This is a genomic window from Schaalia meyeri (assembly GCF_900105015.1).
Lineage (GTDB): Bacteria > Actinomycetota > Actinomycetes > Actinomycetales > Actinomycetaceae > Pauljensenia > Pauljensenia meyeri.
In genome coordinates this window covers 44598-63170 of record NZ_FNLK01000005.1, presented here as the reverse complement: position 1 = coordinate 63170, position 18573 = coordinate 44598, and the positions used below count along the sequence as shown (strand labels likewise).

The following is an 18573-nucleotide window of genomic DNA, read 5'->3' as shown; positions in this document are numbered from 1 at the left end:
GGATGCTCCCCGGTGATGCCCCGCGTGCGGGCCGGATCGTAGCGATAGCCCAGTGTAGCGAAGCGTGCGCCTCCCCGCCCGCCGCGAGGTCGTTCCTCCGCACACAGTTCCTCCCGGCGTGTAACCGATGCGAAGCTGGCACCTTGTCCTACAGTGGCTGGGTGACTCACGCAGCTTCCCCGCACCCCGCGCGCCCTTGGGGCGCGGTGGTGGGCGCGTGCGCACTGGCCGCCTTGATCGCCGTGTGGGCGTTGCAGGGGCCCCTCTCCGGTGCCGGTTTGCCGGTTGGGCGCGCGGCGACGATCGCTGTGGGGATGACGCTCCAGGCCGTCCCGTTCTTGCTGCTGGGCGTCCTGGTTGCCGAGGTTATCGAGGTCTATGCCTCTCCCGCCCTGATCGCCCGCATTTTCCCCACCCACCCGGGAGTGTCAATCCTCACAGCACTCTTGTTCGCGTTCCTGCTGCCCGTGTGCGACTGCTCCGCGGTGCCCATCTTCCGGTCGCTCCTGCGCAAGGGAGTCCCCCTATCTGCGGCGACCACGCTCATGCTCGCCTCCCCCGCGATCAATCCCCTGGTCATCGCCTCCACCTGGTACGCCTTCGGATCGTGGGGCCTCGTTGGCGTTCGCGTCGGCCTCAGCGCCCTCGTCGCCCTCCTCGTTGGCCTGTCGATGCTGATTGTTCCCCCGTGGGCGCTGCGCGACTCCGGGGGCGATGAGGGGACCGACGGGTGCTGCTGCGCCGACGGATGCGAGTTGCCCGACCGGTCGGCGGTTGGCGTGTTGGCGTCAACGGGGCGCTCATTCGGGCGGATCGTGCCGTTTTTGCTGGGCGGAGTCGCGGCGTCGACCCTCGCGCAGGTGCTGTGGCCGGTATCGTCGCTGCTGTCGGGTCTGCCCGGGGCGGCCGCGTTGGCGCTCATGATGGCGGCGGGCTTCGCCCTGTCCCTGTGTTCTTCATCCGACGCGGTGATCGCGCGGTCGCTGGCATCGTTGGCTCCCTCGGGTGCTCTCATGGGCTTCATGGTGTTCGGGCCGATGATGGACGTGAAGAATGTTGCGCTGTTGGCGTCGCAGTTCCGCATTTCCTTTGTTGCCCGATTGTTTATGACGGTCACGATTGTTGCGGCGCTCGTCGTGGGCGGCTCGTGGTGGGCGGGGCTGTTGCCGTGAAGTTGATCGATCGCGTTGCCTCCGCCGCCGAATCGCTGGCCCTGGCATGCCTGGGGGCGACTCTTCTATGGCTGTCCCTATCGGGCAAATACGCGTCCTTCGTTCCACCGTCGACGCGCCCCGGAATCGTCGCCTCGGGGGTGCTGCTGCTCGCGTGTTCGTTGGCCCTCTCCTCCACGGTCGGCTCCGGCGACTTAGAGCACGCTGGTTCGCGCTCCTCTCGGCGCGCCCTCGCGCGCGCGCTCGTCGCTTTCTTGGCGAGTGTCCTCCTGTTCCTCCCCTTCCACGTGTCTCCTTCGGAGCTGGCCTCGTCGCCTCTCGGCGCGCGCGCGGCCGACACCGAGGCGCAGTCGGCTTCGGACACCGACCCTTCCACCGACCAGCCCCCCACCGACTCTGGGAGCGACGCGGATGGGAGCGCAGATTCCGCCGATCCTCACCCCCATCGCGGCGGGAGCGGGGATGGGGCTTCGTCGGCGGGAACGTTGGAGCTCACGACGGACAACTTCTTCGCGCAGGTCGAGGAGCTTTCCTCTCACGGTCGGGCGCACGACGGTCAACATATCGAACTCGTCGGCTTCGTGATGAGCACCGAGTCGGCGCGCGGGCAGGCATCGATTCCGCGTATTACGCAGCGAGAGAGCTTCGCGGTGGCGCGCATGGCGATCTGGTGTTGTGCCGCAGACGCGTACGCAATTGGTTTCGCTGTGCGATGGGACGGAACCGCCCCTGAGGCGGACAGCTGGGTGCGAGTGAGCGGAACGCTTCGGGCGCGCGGGACGAAGGCACTGGTCATCGAGGCGGATTCCGTTGAGGTGACGAGCGCGCCTCACCCGGAGTTCGTCGTCCAGACGAAGTGACACCCCCACCCAAACCAGTAGCACAGATCACACCCTCTCTTTATGTCCGGCACCACGGACACAAAACGAGGCGCGTACGGTGAAGGGAAAGAGTACGAGCGGCTGCCCTCGGCCGCAGACCCTGGGAGGAGCAGCCACCGATGGCCCACGCATCACGGGATATTCCCGACACCGTTCGCAACTTCCTGGTCATCATGACCGATCAACATCGCACGGATACGATCGGCTGCCTCGGGAACCCGCACGCACATACCCCGACCATCGACGCCATGGGCGAGTCGGGATTCGCCTTCACCCACTGCTTCACGCCCACCGCGATCTGCACTCCCGCCCGCGCCTCGCTGCTCACGGGGAAACGCCCGGGCAAACACCAGGTGTTGGCGAACCCCGAGTGGAACATCGCCTACCAGGTGTCGATCCCGGAAGGCACGTGGACGTACACGCAGGAGCTGCGCGATGCCGGTTACAACGTCGGGATCGTCGGAAAGTACCACTGCGGATACAACCTGCCCGACAAGTTCGGCGCGGACGACGACACCTACTGGGGCGCAGAGAACCCCGTCGCCAACGAAAAGTACGTGGCTTGGCTGAACGAGCGCGGTCTTCCCCCCGTGCGCGCCCACGACCTGTGGCGCGGAAAGCTACCCGGCGGCCGCGACGGACACGTCATCGCCGCGCGCCTCGACCAGCCCGAGGAGGCGACGTTCGAGCGCTTCCTCGCGGACCGCGCCATCGAGAAGCTGTGCGAGTACGCGGCCGATTGGAAGGACTCGCGCCAGCCGTTCTGCCTCGATGTGCACTTTTTCGGCCCGCACCTGCCCTACTTCCTGCCCGACGAATGGTTCGACCTGATCGACCCGGCGGACGTCGAATTGCCGGAGAGTTTCGGGGACCCCCTGATCGGCAAGCCCCCCATCCAGCTCAACTACGCGACCTACTGGTCCACGTCCTCGTTCACGAACCAGCAGTGGAAGAAACTAATCGCCGCCTACTGGGGCTATGTGGCCATGATTGATTTCGAGATCGGTCGCATCATGGACGCGGCGCGCGAGCTGGGCGTCCTGGACGACACCGCCGTGTTCTTCTGCGCCGACCACGGGGAGTTCACGGGTTCTCACCGCCTCAACGACAAGGGCCCCATGATGTACGACGATATCTACAACGTGCCTTTCATCGCCCGCATCCCCGGCGTGTCGACGGTTGGCCGCTCCGACGCTTTCGTCTCACTCATCGACCTGCCTGCAACCGTCCTCGACATTGCCGGATTAGACACCTCCCTCGTGGAGGACGGGCGCTCGATCATCGACTTGACTCGCGGCCAGGCGGTCCAGGGGTGGCGCCAGGACATCGTATGCGAGTTCCACGGCCACCATTTCCCCCTCCAACAGCGCATGCTGCGCACCCGTGACTTCAAGCTTGTCATCAATCCGGAGTCAATCAACGAACTCTACGACCTGCGCCTGGATCCCGCCGAGATGAACAACGTGTACTCCTCTCCCATCTACGACGAGATTCGCCGCGAACTGGCCACGAACCTCTACCGGCAACTGCGCGAGCGCGGGGATCATTCCTTCGCCAAGTGGATGGCTGCGATGACCGACTTCGACGTTCCCCTGGTCAACACGGCCCGCTCCGACCTCGACGAGGTCGGAGCAGAGTAGGCGCGCCCATGAGCAGCCCCCTCCCTTTCTCCGTCGTCGTCAAGCCCACGGGGGCTGCGTGCAATTTGGACTGCCGATACTGTTTCTTCCTGTCCAAGGAGCTGCTCTACGACGCGCGCGGGCAAGCGATGTCGGAGCAGACGCTGGATCGCTACGTGCGTACCTACCTGGAATCCAGCGGCGACGGCGAGGTCACCATGCTCTGGCAGGGCGGGGAACCGACCCTGCGTGGGCTCGGCTTCTTTGAGCGCGCGATGGAGCTGTGCGAGCGTTACAGGCGCCCCAGCCAGAGGGTTCGGCATGCGCTACAGACCAACGGGACTCTGATCACGGACGAGTGGGCGAGCTTCTTCGCCGGCCACGACGTGCTCGTGGGGGTGTCGATCGACGGTCCAGCCGCCCTTCACGACGCGTACCGTCTCAACCGTGGCGGTCGGGGCACTCACGCAATGGTCATGCGCGGATGGGAAGCTCTGGCGCGCGCGGGTGTGGAGACGAACGTGCTGTGTACGGTCAACGCCGCGAATGAGGACCACGGAGAGCGGGTCTACCGCTACTTTCGCGACGATCTTGGCGCCCGGTACCTGCAGTTCATCCCGGTCGTTGAGCGCGTGCGCGCGGCCGACCTGGCCCAGGCGGAGCTCGGCTGGCGCTCGGGTTCCTCCGCCCTGCTATACCGCCAGGACGGGGACTGCGTGACGAGCCGGTCGACGTCCCCGGGCGGGTACGGCCGTTTCCTGCGTGACGTGTTTGACTTGTGGCTCGCCACAGACGTGGGCGAGGTGTTCGTTCAGGACTTCGACTCCACCCTGTCCGCCTTATTCGGCTCGGCGTCGGTGTGCGTGCACGCGCCGCACTGCGGGGCGAACATGGCGATGGAGTTCAACGGAGACGTGTACGCGTGCGATCACTGGGTTGAACCAAACTGGCTGGTCGGCAACATTGAGACCTCCTCCTTCAGCGAGCTTGCTTCCTCCTCGAGAATGCGAGACTTCGCACGCCTGAAGCCCGACTTGGACGAGGAATGTCAGGCCTGCCCCCACCTGCGCCTATGCCAGGGAGGGTGCCCGAAGGATCGCTTCGTGACGCGCGCGGGAGGGGCACAGCATAACTACCTGTGCGCGGGATACCGAACCTTCTACGAGCGCGTTACCCCGGTACTGAGAGCGATGGGCATGCTGATCTCGGCGGGCTATCCCGCCTCGGACATTATGAAGCCGCGCGTCGCCTCGTCGCTGGGAGTAAGCATCCCCTGTCCTACCGCTGCAGGGGAGACGCCGTGATCGTTAAGGCGCTCTGCATCGGAGCCTTCGTCGGCGTCGTCGTCGGATCGCTGGGAGCCGGCGGCGGCATCCTCTCGGTTCCGATTCTCGTCTACGTCCTGGGAGTAGAACCGCATCAGGCAACCGGCTTGTCTCTCGTCATTGTCGGGCTCACGGCCGCCGCATCCTTGGCGACGCGCGCCCATGGCGGACAGGTCGCGTGGCGCGAGGGGACTCTCTTTGCCGCCTCGGGCCTGGTCGGCACCTGGGCTGGCTCCACCCTGGGATCCCTCGTCTCGGCGCGCACACTCATGCTGGCTTTTTGTACGCTCCTCGGCTTTGTCGCAGTGTTCATGGCGCGCTCCCAGTTGCATCCCTCCCCATCCCCCACCAGCGAGGCCGGGGCAAGTAGGGGCGCCGACCCCTCGGCCGCCTCCACGGTCGTCAGGGTCATAGCACTGGCTACGCTCACGGGTTTCCTCACGGGGTTCTTCGGTGTTGGCGGAGGCTTCGCGATCGTGCCAGCCCTGCACCTGGCGCTGGGTTACCAGTTCAAGCGCGCGGCTGCCACTTCCCTGCTGGTCATGGTCCTCTCCTCGACATTCGGGCTCGCCTCGCGCGCGCTGTCAGGATCACTCACGATAACGGCCGAGGCTGCGGTGATGGTCACGCTCTTCGCCGGCGCTTCGATGCTCGGCGGAATCGCCGGGGCGCGCCTGACCAAACGGGTGTCAAACCGGGTGCTGGGGTTGGTCTTCGCGGCGCTCCTGGTCGGTGTTGCCGTATCGACGCTGGTGGCCACCCTGGCATGAATGCGTGCGCGTCAGCGTCGGCGCAAGCAAACGGGCACCGACGCCCCGTCGTGACTCGGGGCGTCGTGCTCTCGCGCCCCGAGCGCAGCCGCGCCCCCACCTGTCGCAGCGCGTAAGCGGGTCCCGCCCCCCGGTTTCCGCCGCTCGTGTGCGGCTATCGGCTCCATTTATCCATTCGGCAGGCCGTAGGCCCTGTGGATCAGCCAGATCGGGTGAACAACGTTCGCGCCCGTCGCCGTGCGCAGCTGCCAGCGGCACGTCTCCGTGTCGCACGCCGCCAGCTCGGCGTTCACCTGCTTGATGAAATCAAAGACGGGCGCGCCCACGGCCTGGGCGATCGCATACTTCTCCTTCTTCATACCGTAGGTGCCCGCGATACCGCAGCACGGCTGTTCGGAGTCTTTCACGGTGACGCCGGGGATCAGGCTCATCAGCTCGATCGCAGGCTTTCCCAGGCCCTGCGACTTGAGCTGGCAGGGTGCGTGATACGGGATGGTAACCTCAATGCGCTGAAAGTTGGTGTCCAGCTCGCCCATGTCGTACAGGTGCAGCAGGAACTCGCAGATGTCCCACGTGCGGGAGCCCACGTCGCGCAGTTCGGGGGTATCCATCTCCAGGATCTCGTGGGCCTCGTGGCGTAGCATTCCGCCACAGGAACCCGAGGCGGAAATGATGGGCGCATCGCGGTTGGCTACCCGCAGGTCCTTCGTCAGCTTCGAGACGTACTTGCGCGCGTCGTCGTAGAGGCCATTGGACTGAAGCGCTAACCCGCAGCAGCCGTGCTTGGGGACCAGGACCTCGTATCCCAGGTGCTCCAGGACCAGGACCGAGTGGATGGAGGTCTCTACCTCGAAGTACTGACCGGCGCACCCGTGGAAGAAGATCACTTGGCCGCGAGTGCCGGAGGTGGGCAGGGGCGTGTGTTTCTTGAACCAGGACTCGAATGTGCGCCCATAGGCGCGGGGCATCGGCGCGGCTCGGTGCACGCCAATGATCGCCTCCATGGCCACGCGGACCGGCTTAACGTCCAGTGCCCAGTTCGCGATGGGAGCGACCGGGGTCATCATAGTACCGATCAGGGAGGTACGGCCGATGAGCCGGTCGCGCATCGGGATTCCGTGGGCTTCCTTCATGGCGGTGCGCCTGTGGTGGATCAGCTCGGTGACTTTCACGCCCTGCGGGCACACGAGTGAGCAGGTGCCGCACGAGGAGCAATAGTCGATGGATTTGTCCACCATCTGCCCGTTCTTGCGGAAGCGTTCGGCTTGGGGACCCGAGTACTTCGGTCCGCCAAACAGGTCGGTGACGCGCATGACCGGGCACTGCGTCTCACAGATCGTGCATTTGACGCATGCGTCCAGGCTGGAGCGCAGGGCGGCATCCCCGGTCAGAGAGAACACGCTGTCCTCTTCAACGCCTGGGCCCATCAGCGTTGTCATCTCCAGGCTCATTTCAGTTCCTCCACGATTGCGTCGACTGCTGTAAGGGCGCTGGCCAGCGCGATTCCTTCGCCGCTCTTTTCGCGCCAGCGGGTGGCACCGGCCAGGTTTCCTCCCGCTGCGTACAGGTTGGCGTACACGGGCTCGCCGTCGGCGTCGACGACGCGCATGGAGTCGTCGACGGCCAGGCCGGACAGGAAGAGGGGCTGGTCATCCCCCCAGAAGTCGGCGTGCAAGAGTTGACCGGTGGCACCCATGACGGGCAGGCCACAGATGGTCTCGCGCACGGTTCCGTAGGAGTCCATGTCGAGGGCCCCGGATTCAAAGCCTCCCGCCGCCAGGATCAGGGAGCGCGTCTCGATGCGGGTGGCGCGTCCAGCGCTGGCGTATTCGATGGCCTTGACGCGTCCGTGTGCGGCGTGAACCGTGCTGATCGGGGCTCCGAGGATGACGCGGGCTTTCTCGGATGCAAGCCGCGTCAGTTGTGCGTTCAGGCGCATGCCCGGAACGGACGGGGGCTGGATCGGGATCTCGAAGACCGGGTGGCCCAGCTTGTCCGCCAGGTCGCGCCAGGCGGACGCATTGTCGAGGCCGAGGACCGCGGGCAAGCCGACGGTCTCTCCGTCCTGGAGGAGGGGACGGATCGTGTCCGCTAGGCGCGCGCGATTTTCTTCGCGGTCGAGGCTTCGCGCGTGGTTGGTGCCGGTGGAGTCGATCTCTCCGTCGCGCACGACGTAGTCGACGCTGAGCGCACGGGCTTTGATGGGTTGGGAATCGGGTCCCGCCTGTCGCGTGAGGTTTTCCGCGACCAGGTCGGGGTAAAAGTCTTTGAGTCGCTGCAGTCCAACGATCGCGTAGCGGGCGCCCGCTCGGGGGATGCCGGCCCGCATGGAGGGGGGAAACAGGCAGGTGGGGCGCAGCGCGCCGACGCCGGTGGGGATGCGCACGTTGCGCGTTTCGTCGCCGATGAGGGCGTCGGGGCCGACGGTATCGCGCAGCCAGGCGACGCATGCGCCAACCTGGTCGGGGGCGATGTGCGCGTAGGGGTGGGTGGGTCGCGAGGCCACGTGGGCGGCCAACGCGTCCACGGGCTTGTCGATCGGGTCGGGTCCGTATCCGAGGATGTCGACGGTGCCCGTTCCGAGTTGGATGCCGCCCACGCCCTTTGCAATCAGGGTAACGCGAAGGCCCGCGTCGGCGGCCCTGATAGTGGCGGCCAGGCCAGCTAATCCCGCGCCGACAACGACGGCGTCTCTCATCGCACAACCTCCTGCGTGGGGATGGGCAGGTGCTCGACATCGAGCGTGCCCTCGTGAATCCAGGCATCCAACGCAGCCTGCCTGGCTTGCTTGCCGTACATGATGGGCCACAGGCCGATCCAGCGATTTTTGAGGAAGAGCCGCAGAAGGGCGTTGGCGCGCATCGAGTCGATATTTCCGCGTTCGTGGGCGATTGCCGCGGCGCGCTGGGAGCAGAATCCACCCTGGCACGGCCCCATGCCCAGTCGCATCTGGCGTCGTACGTCATCCAGCTGCCCCGCGGGCAGGGTGTCCATGACTGTCTCGAGCATGGCGCGGGTGGCCATCTCGCACTCGCAAATGATCTGTTCGTGGGACGGTCCATCGTTATGGGATTCGACATTGTCCAGGCGGTGGCCGATGGAGTACAGGCGCGATTCCTTGGCGGGAGGGACGGCCTCATGGGCGGTCGTACAGGGACGCTGATCCCCCATCTCGGTGCACATAATGTCGACAATGCGCTCAGCCATGAGCCGATAGGTGGTCAGCTTGCCGCCCGCGATGGTGAGCATCCCATACACGCCGTCGCGCGTGTTGTGGTCGATGACGCTCATGCCGCGCGCCATGTGGCGGGTGTCGGTATCTGAGACCCGCGAGTCTTTGACGAGGGGGCGAGCTCCCGCCCACGCGTGCACGGCCCGGGCCTTACGGAAACCCGGGACCAGGGCCTCGCCGGAATCGAGCATCTGCTGAACCTGATCGGGTGGGATGGACAGGCGATCAGGGTCGTCGGCCTTCAGGTCGGTCGTGCCGATGATGCACACGGTGTGGTCGGGGACCAGGATGTCGCCGTCGGCCGGCCAGATGCAGCGGTTAAGCACCGAGTGACTGAGGCGGTGATTCATGGCGATCATGATGCCCGCGCCGGGGACCACATCGACGCCGTGGCAGTTTGCCATGGCGGCAATCTGCCCGGCCCAGGGACCGCCGCAGTTGAGGACGAAGCCGCATTCGATGCGCAGGTCTTCCCCTCCCCTCTCGTCGTGGACGATGACAGCGGCGATGCTGTCGCCGTCTCTCTCGATGGAGGTCACGCGGTGGTAGGTGAGGACCTGCGCACCGTAGGCCTGCGCGGAGCGGATCGCGCCCCACACCATCTGCCAGCCGTCGACCGTGCCGTCGTTCACCTCGAAGGCGCGCTTGATGCGGTGATCCAAGCGCGGTTCGCGCCGGAGCGCCTCGGCGATCGAGATCTCGGCGGCTGGCACCTGTGCGGCCGCGGCGCGAGCCAGAAACTGGTCCGCGTATTCCTCATCGTCCTGTGCACTCACCACGAAGAGACCGCCGGTGGCCTCGATGGCGTTGGAGTTGATGCGCTTGACGATCTCGTTCTCTTCGGCGCATTCGGTAGCCGACTCGGGATCGGAGGCGATGTAGCGACCGCCGGAGTGGAGCAAACCATGGAAACGACCGGATGTACCTTGGGCGATATCCGCCCGGTCAACGAGGACGGCTGCGAAGCCGCGCATGGCGACGTCGCGGACGACGCCCGCACCGGTGGATCCGCCACCGATGACGCATACGTCAGTGCGAAGTGTCTTCACCGTATGTTCCCTTCACGTCTTCATGAGGCTGTTCCCCTTTGCTGTGTCCATCATGCGCCCTGTCACACCGTTTGCACGAATGTATGCACAACTCTGCACATACGTGCATACCCCTGCTTCCTGGGGCACACATCCGCACTTGTCTCGGAAAATATGCCAAAAAGTCGCAAATAACATCCCGCCACCATTACGTAAATCGCGGGACGATTCCCCTCGGTGACGCTAAACCCACGCCAATCCCGTGTCACACCTTAGAGTTAGGGCATGACAAACACACTGCTCGCACGAGTCCTGGAAACCGCGAACATCGACCCGACTGTGCGCCCCCAGGACGATTTCTATCGCCACGTCAACGGCACCTGGCTGGCGACCCACACGATCCCCGCTGACCGCCCCATGGATGGCGCCTTCCACACACTGCGCGACGCTTCCGAAAAATACGCCCGAGCGATCGCCCAGGACGCCGCTTCCGGCGCCCTGGACGACCCCGATGCTCAGCGCATCGCCACTCTGTGGGCACAGTTTCTGGACGAAGAAGCAATCGACGCTGCGGGAGCCACCCCCCTGCAGGCCGAGCTTGGCGCTATCGACGCGTGTCGTAGCCGCGAGGACCTGGCGCACGCGATGGGCTCCCTCATGCGCGAAGGAGTCGGAGGCCTCGTCGGCGCGTACGTGAGCCCCAACCCGCACGACTCTTCGCACTACATGCTCTCGCTGGTCCAGTCCGGTATCGGCCTGCCCGACGAAGCCTACTATCGCGAAGACGACTACGCGCCTATCCGCGACGCTTACGTCACCCACACCGCCAGGCTCCTGGCCCTGGCCGGACTGTCCGACGCCGAGGCGGCGGCCGAGCGCATCATGAGAGTCGAAACCACCCTCGCCTCGCACCACCGCGATTCTGTCTCCAACCGAGACCCCCTCCTCTCCGACAACCCGACGCCATGGACGGATCTGCGCACGCTGGCGCCCGGATTCGACTGGGACGCGTGGGCACAGGGAGCCCACTTGCCCAGCGGCGCCCTGGTCGTCAACGTCGATCAGCCCGACTACCTGACGGGAGCGGCAGCCCTGTGGGCCAGCACCGACCTGGCGACCCTGAAGGAATGGCTCAGCGCCTCGGTCATTGACTCTCGCGCTTCCCTGCTCTCGAGTGACTTTGTGGAGGAGAACTTTGGCTTCCACGGGCGCACGCTGGCGGGCACACAGGAACTGCGCCCCCGCTGGAAGCGCGCTCTCGGCTTGATCGAGGCCTACCTGGGTGAGGCCATGGGGCGGGCGTGGGTGGCGCGTCATTTCCCTCCACAGGCAAAGGAGGCGATGGATGTATTGGTTCGTCGCCTCCTGGACGCATACGGGGCTTCGATCCGCAGCCTCGATTGGATGAGTGACGACACGAAGGAGAGGGCACTGGCTAAGCTCGCGACCTTTAACCCGAAGATCGGCTATCCTCCCAAGTGGCGCGATTACTCGACCCTGCACCTGGACAAAGGCGTTTCCATCGTTGACAACGTGCGTGCCGCCAGCGCACACGCTACCGACCGGGAGTGGGCTAAGCTCGGCGGCCCCGTCGACCGCGACGAGTGGTACATGACCCCGCAGACGGTCAACGCCTACTACAACCCCACCCAGAACGAGATCGTCTTCCCCGCTGCTATTCTCCAGCCGCCATTCTTTGACCCCGAGGCCGACGACGCCGTTAACTTCGGTGCAATCGGCGCGGTCATTGGCCATGAAATCGGCCACGGATTCGACGACCAGGGTTCGCGCTACGACGGCAACGGGAACCTGTCAAACTGGTGGACGGACGCGGACCGCGCGGCCTTCGAGGAGCGTACGCGCGCACTCATCGAACAATACGACGTCCTCACCCCCGCTATCTTGCTCCCCGAGAACCGGGAGGAAACTGTGGCCGAAGCGACGGATGGGACCAAGGAAGCCACCGCCGCGCCACTCCCCCACGTCAACGGTGCGCTCACCATCGGCGAGAACATCGGGGATCTGGGAGGACTCACCATCGCATGGAAAGCGTGGGTTGCCTCCCTGGCCGAACAGGGACTCACCCCCTCTAGCGCCCCCGTCATCGATGAAATTACGGGCCCGCAGCGCTTCTTCTACGCGTGGGCACGCGCGTGGCGGACCGCTACCCGCCCCCAATTCGCCCGCCAGATGCTGGCCATCGACCCCCACTCCCCCGCCGAATTCCGATGCAATCAGGTACTGCGTAACCTCGATACTTTCGCTGAGGCTTTTGGCATCACCCCTGATGACGATATGTGGCTCGCCCCCTCACTTCGCGTTACCATCTGGTAAAAGAGTGTCCCCTTCGACACTGCGTGGCGCGCCACGCGCAATCACTCCCAACACATGACAACATAGGAATGTCAAGCGCGACAGCGCTCCGATTCCTTCGACGGAAAGGCACCCCATGCCAGGCCTGAACCTGACTCGCGAGGAAGCGATCGAGCGAGCCTCGATCATCGCCTCAGTGACCCGCTACGAGATCTCTTTGGACCTCACGCGCGGAGACACCGACTTCGGTTCATTCACCCGCATCGAGTTCGACGCGCGCGAAGGCACCTCCACGTTCGCGGATCTTGTCTCCAACAACGTCCACTCGATCACACTTAACGGCAACTCCCTCGACCCCTTCGCCGCTCACCAGGACAATCGCATCGCACTGGAGAACCTGGCTGAACACAACGTGCTCGAGGTCGACGCCTCATGCCAGTACATGCACACGGGTGAGGGCTTGCACCGTTTCGTCGACCCCGCTGACGGCCAGGCGTACACGTACTCCCAGTTCGAGGTCCCCGACGCACGCCGCGTCTACACGACATTTGAGCAGCCGAACCTGAAGTCCACGTTCACCTTCACCGTCAAAGTGCCCAAGGGATGGAAGGTCTTCTCCAACGCCCCCACGCCCTCTCCCGAGGAGGACGGCGAGACCTGGACGTACCGCTTCGCGACCACGGAAAAGATGTCGACGTACATCACCGCGATCGTCGCGGGCCCCTACCAGGGCACCACATCGACCCTCACCTCGTCCGACGGCCGCACGATCGACTTGGGTGTGTACGCACGCGCGTCCATCGTTGACCACCTTGACGCCGACGAAATCCTGGACATCACCCGTCGCGGCTTCGAGTTCTTCGAAGGTGCCTACGGCATCGCGTACCCCTTCACGAAGTACGATCAGATCTTCGTGCCCGAGTACAACGCAGGCGCCATGGAGAACGCCGGCTGTGTCACCTTCCGCGACGCCTACGTGTTCCGCACGCGCCCCACCGAAGCGCAGATGGAGGCTCGCGCCAACACGATCCTCCACGAGCTGGCGCACATGTGGTTCGGCGACCTGGTCACCATGGAGTGGTGGAACGACCTGTGGCTCAACGAGTCTTTCGCCGAGTTCATGAGCCACCTGGCGCTGGCCGAGGCCACCAAGTACACCGAGGGCTGGACCGGATTCATGGTCCGCAAGGACTGGGGACTCAAGCAGGATCAGCTGCCCACTACCCACCCGATTACTGCCGAGATCCGCGACTTGGCCGACGTCGAGGTCAACTTCGACGGCATCACCTACGCCAAGGGCGCCTCCGTGCTGCGTCAGCTCGTCTCTTACGTCGGACGCGACGCGTTCTTTCAGGGCCTGCACGAGTACCTCACGAAGCACTCCTATGCCAACGCCACTCTGGACGACCTGCTTTCCGAGCTGGCCGCAGCCTCCGGACGCGACCTGGCAGCCTGGTCGAAGGTGTGGCTTGAAGAGGCCGGCGTCACCCTGCTGCGCCCGGTCATCACCACCGCGCAGGACGGATTGATCGAACGCCTTGAGGTCACCCAGGAGGCCTTCTGTGAGGGCGCTTCCCTGCGGCCCCACCGCCTGGGCGTCGCCGGATACTCGCTGACCGAGGACGATACCCTCACCCAGGTTTTCCGCGAAGAGCTCGACATTGACGGAGCCTCCACCACGGTCGAGGCCGCGGCCGCAATAGCGCGACCCGATTTCATCCTGGTCAACGACGGCGACCTGGGCTATGCCAAGGTCCGTCTGGACGCCGACTCCCTGGACTTTGGAATCGCCAACATCATCAAGTTCACGGACTCCCTCACGCGCGGCGTCGTCATGGCATCCGCGTGGGATATGACCCGCGATGGCGAGATGAAGGCGCGAGACTTCCTCAACCTGGCGCTCACCTCGATCCCCGTCGAGGACAACATGAGCCTCCTCATGTTGACCCTGCGCCACATTGATGAGGCGGTGCGCACCTTCGTCGCGCCCGATGCCCGCGAGGAGGCTTCGGAGGACACGGGTCGCCGCCTGCTGCTGTTGGCACGCACCGCCCCCTCTGGCTCCGACGCACAGCGCATGCTCGTCTCGGCGGCCGCGCGCAACGCGACCAGCACTGAGCAGCTCGACGCCATCCGCGCGCTCTACGACGGCACTCAGACCCTGGATGGCCTGGACCTGGATGTCGACCTCAAGTGGTGCCTGCTCATCGCGCTCGTGCGTGGCGACGCTGCCACCGAGGAGGATATCGCCGCCCTCGAGGCCACCGACGACACGATGACCGGCCACCAGAACGCGGCGGCCGCGCGTGCAGCACGCTCCGGAGAGTGGATCAAGGCTGACGTGTGGGACAAGGTCCTATCCGACACCTCCATCCCCAACGACACCCGCTGGGCTATGATCTCAGGTTTCTGGGCGCAGGCGCGCACCACGCCATCAGCCTACGCGTCCTACGTGACGGAGTACTTCGATTCGCTCTTAGGCATCTGGGAGACCTTCACCTTCCACACTGCCGAGGATCTCACCACGCTTTTGTTCCCGAGCGCGCTGGCGGGCTACGTGCCCGAGGTTGACGTGGTTGCCGCGGGGCTCACGTGGCTCGAGACTCATTCCGATGCCTCCGCTGGCACTATTCGCATCGTCCGTGAGCTCATTGACGTGTGTGAACGCCAGATCGCCAACCAGGCGGTGGACGCACTTTAATTCGGGAACAGATCAGGGGGCGTGGCATGTGGCCACGCCCCCTCGTCGTGGGCAGGCGCACGTGCGCGCCAACGTGATGAGTCCCGACCTCTCACGAGGTCGGGACTCATCACGTTAATGCTAGAAACTAGCTGTCACTCCACGATCCGGGGTCAGTAGACGCCCCACCAGACACCGGACTCGTAGAACCAATGGCGTTCGCCGTCGATCCACTGTGTGCCCGTCACCATCGCGCCAGAGGCACTCAGGTAGTACCAGGAATCGCCGACCTTGACCCAGCCGGTGAGCATCGCGCCGGAGTCATTCATGTAGTACCAGGAGCCACCGATCAGGTGCCAGCCCGTCACCATCACACCGGAGTCATTCATGTAGTACCAGGAGCCGTTGATCGCGTTCCAGCCCGTCACCATCGCGCCGGAGGCGCTCAGGTAGTACCAGGAGCCGTCAAGTTTCAGCCAACCGATTTGCATCAAGCCCAGGTCCATATCCAGGTAGTACCAGGAGCCGTTGATCAGGTGCCAGCCAAATGCTTGCACTCCCGACTGCGCGTAGTACTCCCACATGCCTTCCTGGTTGTACCAACCGGTGACCATGTAGCCGCGGCTATCGAAACGATAGATCAGACCGTCAATCTCAACCTGCTCATTCTGAGCGTAGGTGCCGTCGCCGAAGTCGAACCACCAGCCGATGGAGTCCTGCTTCCACGACGCGATAGGCCCGTCTGCATCCTCGCCGTCGCCCTCGGGGTTCTCGGCGTCGGCAGCGTGGTCGCCCTCGGCTCCCTCACCGGGCTCGGGCTGTTCGGCGGCCGCGACAACGTCGGGCTGCGCGGCGCCCGTGTCCGCCGGCTCAGTGGCTGCGTGCGCGGGAACGATGGAGCCGGCGACGACAGCTGCAGCACCCAGGGCCGCGATCATAATCTTGCGTGCATTGATGGGACGCATGTGTAGTCCTCTCATGGGATCGGAGTGGCGACACCGTACAGAGCCACGTGGCTGGATGCTCCAACCAACTCGTTACGGTTCCGCGTAATGCATTACTTAGTATGCAGAAGAGTTTGTCAATAATCAACCACCAGCTGACAAAAGTGATACAAGTCAATAATCCGCGCAACGAATCCGCGCTCCACCACTGGCAACGAGGTCTGCGTCGACACAACAACAATGACACGTCCGGGTGGACATACCGACACACACTTCCGCTGTCAAACATCACTCTGATGAGGGCCCGGGCGCCAGAGTCAAGGCACCCATTCCTTCAAGCACGCAATCGCGCAGTGGCACGCATAGCAAAACACGAGCACTTTACCCGAAGCGAGGCGCGTTCCGCCGCAAACGATCACGCGATCCGCTCCCCGCGAGGTTGGCGGTTCCGCCCCGCCGATGACCATTTATCGACGGGGCCGACTCGTCGTCTCAGCGTTTAGCTCGGCGCGACGCGATGAGCGCACCCGCGCCGACAACCAGGAGGGCGAGGGCTCCGATTCCGACCCATACGGCAGAGGAACCCGTTGCTGCGAGCGCCTGAGCCCGCGCCTGGGATGGGGTGGACACCCGAGCCGACGCCGGAATGCCCGACGCATCGGCATGAGCCGAGGTAGCTGGCGGAGTAATACCCGTGTGAGCAGCTTCTCCTCCTCGATCGTTGGGGGAAACCGGGGCATCGGCCGGGGGCTCATCACGCTTTACCCCGCCACCGGCAGGAGTATTCGGCGTTGCCAAGGACTGGCCGGACTGGCGCATCAAAGGATTCGCCTCCCCCTCACCCGCGTCCTGCGAACGGGCAGACTGGGAGGATGCGGGTCCAAGCGAAACGGTGGAGCACCGCGCCAGCTCGCGTTGATACTCGACCGCCGTCAGGTAACGACCAGCCCGACCGCCGTTCCGCACCGTCACGCCACCGTCCTTCTCGGGGTGAACGGAGGTTGCCGAAGCAATCGAGTCAGCCACGCGGTCGAGTTCCGCATCGATATCGGCGAGGCTTTCAGTCGCCCGCTCGTCGGGAACGGATGCTAGATAGCCGTCCAGGTCGGCCTGCGCACGATCGACGGCGGCCTGAGCGTCGGCAACCGCCTGCGTCCGCTCAACCGGTTTTTCGCTTTCCTTGGAAGCGGGAGCCGTAGACGCGGCTGTCGCAGCCCCTGGCCTAGTGGGCAGCTCAGATACATCAACCGGCAAGGACCTGCCGGGGAGCGCGCCCACCTTGTTCTGCCAGGAGTTAGCGCGCTGGTCGTCGCCGGATCCGGCCAGTCCCGACACGTAGGTCGTGTTGTCGGCGCGAAAGGCGTCGCTGTCGAATCCATAGGCCGAGGCCGCGTCCCCGATAGTGTGGAAACGTTGCGTGTTCGGCACCCCTGCGGTGATGGCGTAGAACTTCTGCGTGCCGTAGATGCGCGTGCGTTCGCCGTGCTTGGCGATATGGACGCCGACGCCTACAACATTGTTCTGAGCGAGCATATTTTTGTCGTGACCAGAGGAGTTCTTCCATTGGTCAAAGAGGGCATTTGCAGCCTGCGCCGGATCCTTCAAGGTACCGTCAGCCCCCCCACTTATCCCCGAAGTTTTCACGATGGTTGTAGGCGATGTTCTCACTCGCGTACGTGGTATCTCCGCCATCCAGCTTGCCCGCACCAAGGTACTTGTAGATCGGATCGTGGTTGAAATCATCGGAATCGGACATGTGTTTACTCCACGCGCGAGCATCGGCGGTCACGGTGGCAGAGACGACCAGCTCGGGCAGGCCAGCGTTCGCGCGATATGCGTTCACCTTTTGAACGATGAGCGCCTCAATGATCCGCGCCTGCGTTGCATCATCGACTGTGGACCAGTCGACCCAGTCCAGTCCGCGATCAGCCGCAAAACCACGAAGGGACGAGCCTCCCGCAGAGGGGGTGGACTGCTGGGCCCCCGCCTTCGCGGACTCTAGGGCCGCCTGGGCATCTGACAGGGCGGCGCGCAGCTGGGCTTCACGGGCGTGGTCACCGGCGAAAGTAGTTGCCCGGCCTGCCGCAGCGGCATAGCTCGCTAGCAGAGGATTGTATTGCGAACCGATGGGTCCTTGCGCCCCAATGAGCGACGCGCAGAGAGCATCCTGGGAGGAGTTCCTCCCCTCGGCCAGCGAGGGGATAACGACGGCAGACGCAGCGATCGTGGTGGCTGCGAGAACCACCAACGTATGGGTGCGAGCAAGTTGGAACGACATTGGGCACCGGCCTAACACTATGGGACAGGATAGATAAATCCTTCCACTCGGTACACATATCTTCAAGCTTGACTCATCAGGTCATTACATGTAAACCTACGCAATTTCAACGCATTATCGGTTTGACATAATTCGCGCGTCCCATATTCCGATACCACAACGTCGCCTCTTTCAATTACAGACTTACCACCACATCGTCAGCTAGCCGGGCCATTTGGGCAGGTTACGTTGCTGGAAGGCTGTAGGTTCTAGGGGTGGTTGCAACGCCTCGAACCTGCTGTTCAGGTCACGAAACGTGTTGCAACCACCTCCAGAATCCGCCGACCTGTCG

The 18573-nt window shown here is 64.4% G+C and carries 13 protein-coding genes; 7 read left to right on the top strand and 6 right to left on the bottom strand.

Annotated features, from left to right (window positions below; all coding sequences use genetic code 11):
- The first annotated feature begins 161 nt into the window (after positions 1–161).
- The 5 genes from BLT68_RS01055 (at position 162) to BLT68_RS01035 (ending at position 5767) form a co-directional block, all read left to right on the top strand.
- Complete coding sequence (locus BLT68_RS01055; RefSeq protein ID WP_074632497.1) at positions 162–1172, top strand: permease; 1011 nt, start codon at positions 162–164, stop codon at positions 1170–1172.
- Positions 1169–2032, top strand: a complete 864-nt coding sequence (locus BLT68_RS01050) for a TIGR03943 family putative permease subunit (protein ID WP_074632699.1) — start codon at positions 1169–1171, stop codon at positions 2030–2032. Before BLT68_RS01055 ends, BLT68_RS01050 begins: the two co-directional genes overlap by 4 nt.
- Positions 2033–2172: 140 nt before the next feature.
- Complete coding sequence (locus BLT68_RS01045; RefSeq protein WP_074632496.1) at positions 2173–3693, top strand: sulfatase family protein; 1521 nt, start codon at positions 2173–2175, stop codon at positions 3691–3693.
- Positions 3694–3701: 8 nt separating this feature from the next.
- On the top strand, positions 3702–4976 hold the full coding sequence (locus tag BLT68_RS01040) for an anaerobic sulfatase maturase (RefSeq protein ID WP_050694627.1): 1275 nt from the start codon (positions 3702–3704) through the stop codon (positions 4974–4976).
- A complete protein-coding gene (locus tag BLT68_RS01035; RefSeq protein ID WP_074632494.1) occupies positions 4973–5767 on the top strand; it encodes a sulfite exporter TauE/SafE family protein in 795 nt (264 codons plus the stop codon). Before BLT68_RS01040 ends, BLT68_RS01035 begins: the two co-directional genes overlap by 4 nt.
- A 167-nt stretch (positions 5768–5934) precedes the next feature.
- Here the strand turns inward: BLT68_RS01035 and BLT68_RS01030 are convergent, their stop codons facing one another.
- From BLT68_RS01030 to glpA, 3 genes are read right to left on the bottom strand one after another with little or no spacing between them, the layout of a single operon-like run.
- Complete coding sequence (locus BLT68_RS01030; protein ID WP_074632493.1) at positions 5935–7218, bottom strand: anaerobic glycerol-3-phosphate dehydrogenase subunit C; 1284 nt, start codon at positions 7216–7218, stop codon at positions 5935–5937.
- Complete coding sequence (gene glpB, locus BLT68_RS01025; RefSeq protein ID WP_050694624.1) at positions 7215–8465, bottom strand: glycerol-3-phosphate dehydrogenase subunit GlpB; 1251 nt, start codon at positions 8463–8465, stop codon at positions 7215–7217. The genes BLT68_RS01030 and glpB overlap by 4 nt, the downstream gene beginning before the upstream one ends.
- A complete protein-coding gene (glpA, locus tag BLT68_RS01020; protein WP_074632491.1) occupies positions 8462–10048 on the bottom strand; it encodes an anaerobic glycerol-3-phosphate dehydrogenase subunit GlpA in 1587 nt (528 codons plus the stop codon). The genes glpB and glpA overlap by 4 nt, the downstream gene beginning before the upstream one ends.
- Positions 10049–10312: 264 nt before the next feature.
- On the opposite strand from glpA, the gene BLT68_RS01015 reads away from it, so the two are divergent.
- Both BLT68_RS01015 and pepN read left to right on the top strand, forming a co-directional pair.
- On the top strand, positions 10313–12361 hold the full coding sequence (locus BLT68_RS01015) for a M13 family metallopeptidase (protein ID WP_074632490.1): 2049 nt from the start codon (positions 10313–10315) through the stop codon (positions 12359–12361).
- A gap of 115 nt (positions 12362–12476) precedes the next feature.
- Positions 12477–15041, top strand: a complete 2565-nt coding sequence (pepN, locus tag BLT68_RS01010; RefSeq protein ID WP_050694621.1) for an aminopeptidase N — start codon at positions 12477–12479, stop codon at positions 15039–15041.
- Between the two features lie 152 nt (positions 15042–15193).
- On the opposite strand, the gene BLT68_RS01005 is transcribed toward pepN, so the two are convergent.
- The 3 genes from BLT68_RS01005 to BLT68_RS09495 all read right to left on the bottom strand — a co-directional run bounded on the left by BLT68_RS01005 (position 15194) and on the right by BLT68_RS09495 (position 18209).
- Positions 15194–15985 (bottom strand): PspC-like choline-binding domain-containing protein, encoded by a 792-nt coding sequence (locus BLT68_RS01005; protein ID WP_232618786.1) that lies wholly within the window; start codon positions 15983–15985, stop codon positions 15194–15196.
- Between the two features lie 471 nt (positions 15986–16456).
- The gene (locus tag BLT68_RS09500; RefSeq protein ID WP_332838225.1) at positions 16457–17497 is read right to left on the bottom strand and encodes a RodZ family helix-turn-helix domain-containing protein; all 1041 of its coding nucleotides are present in this window, start codon (positions 17495–17497) and stop codon (positions 16457–16459) included.
- Positions 17498–17576: 79 nt separating this feature from the next.
- On the bottom strand, positions 17577–18209 hold the full coding sequence (locus BLT68_RS09495) for a CAP domain-containing protein (RefSeq protein WP_332838226.1): 633 nt from the start codon (positions 18207–18209) through the stop codon (positions 17577–17579).
- Positions 18210–18573 lie beyond the last annotated feature (364 nt).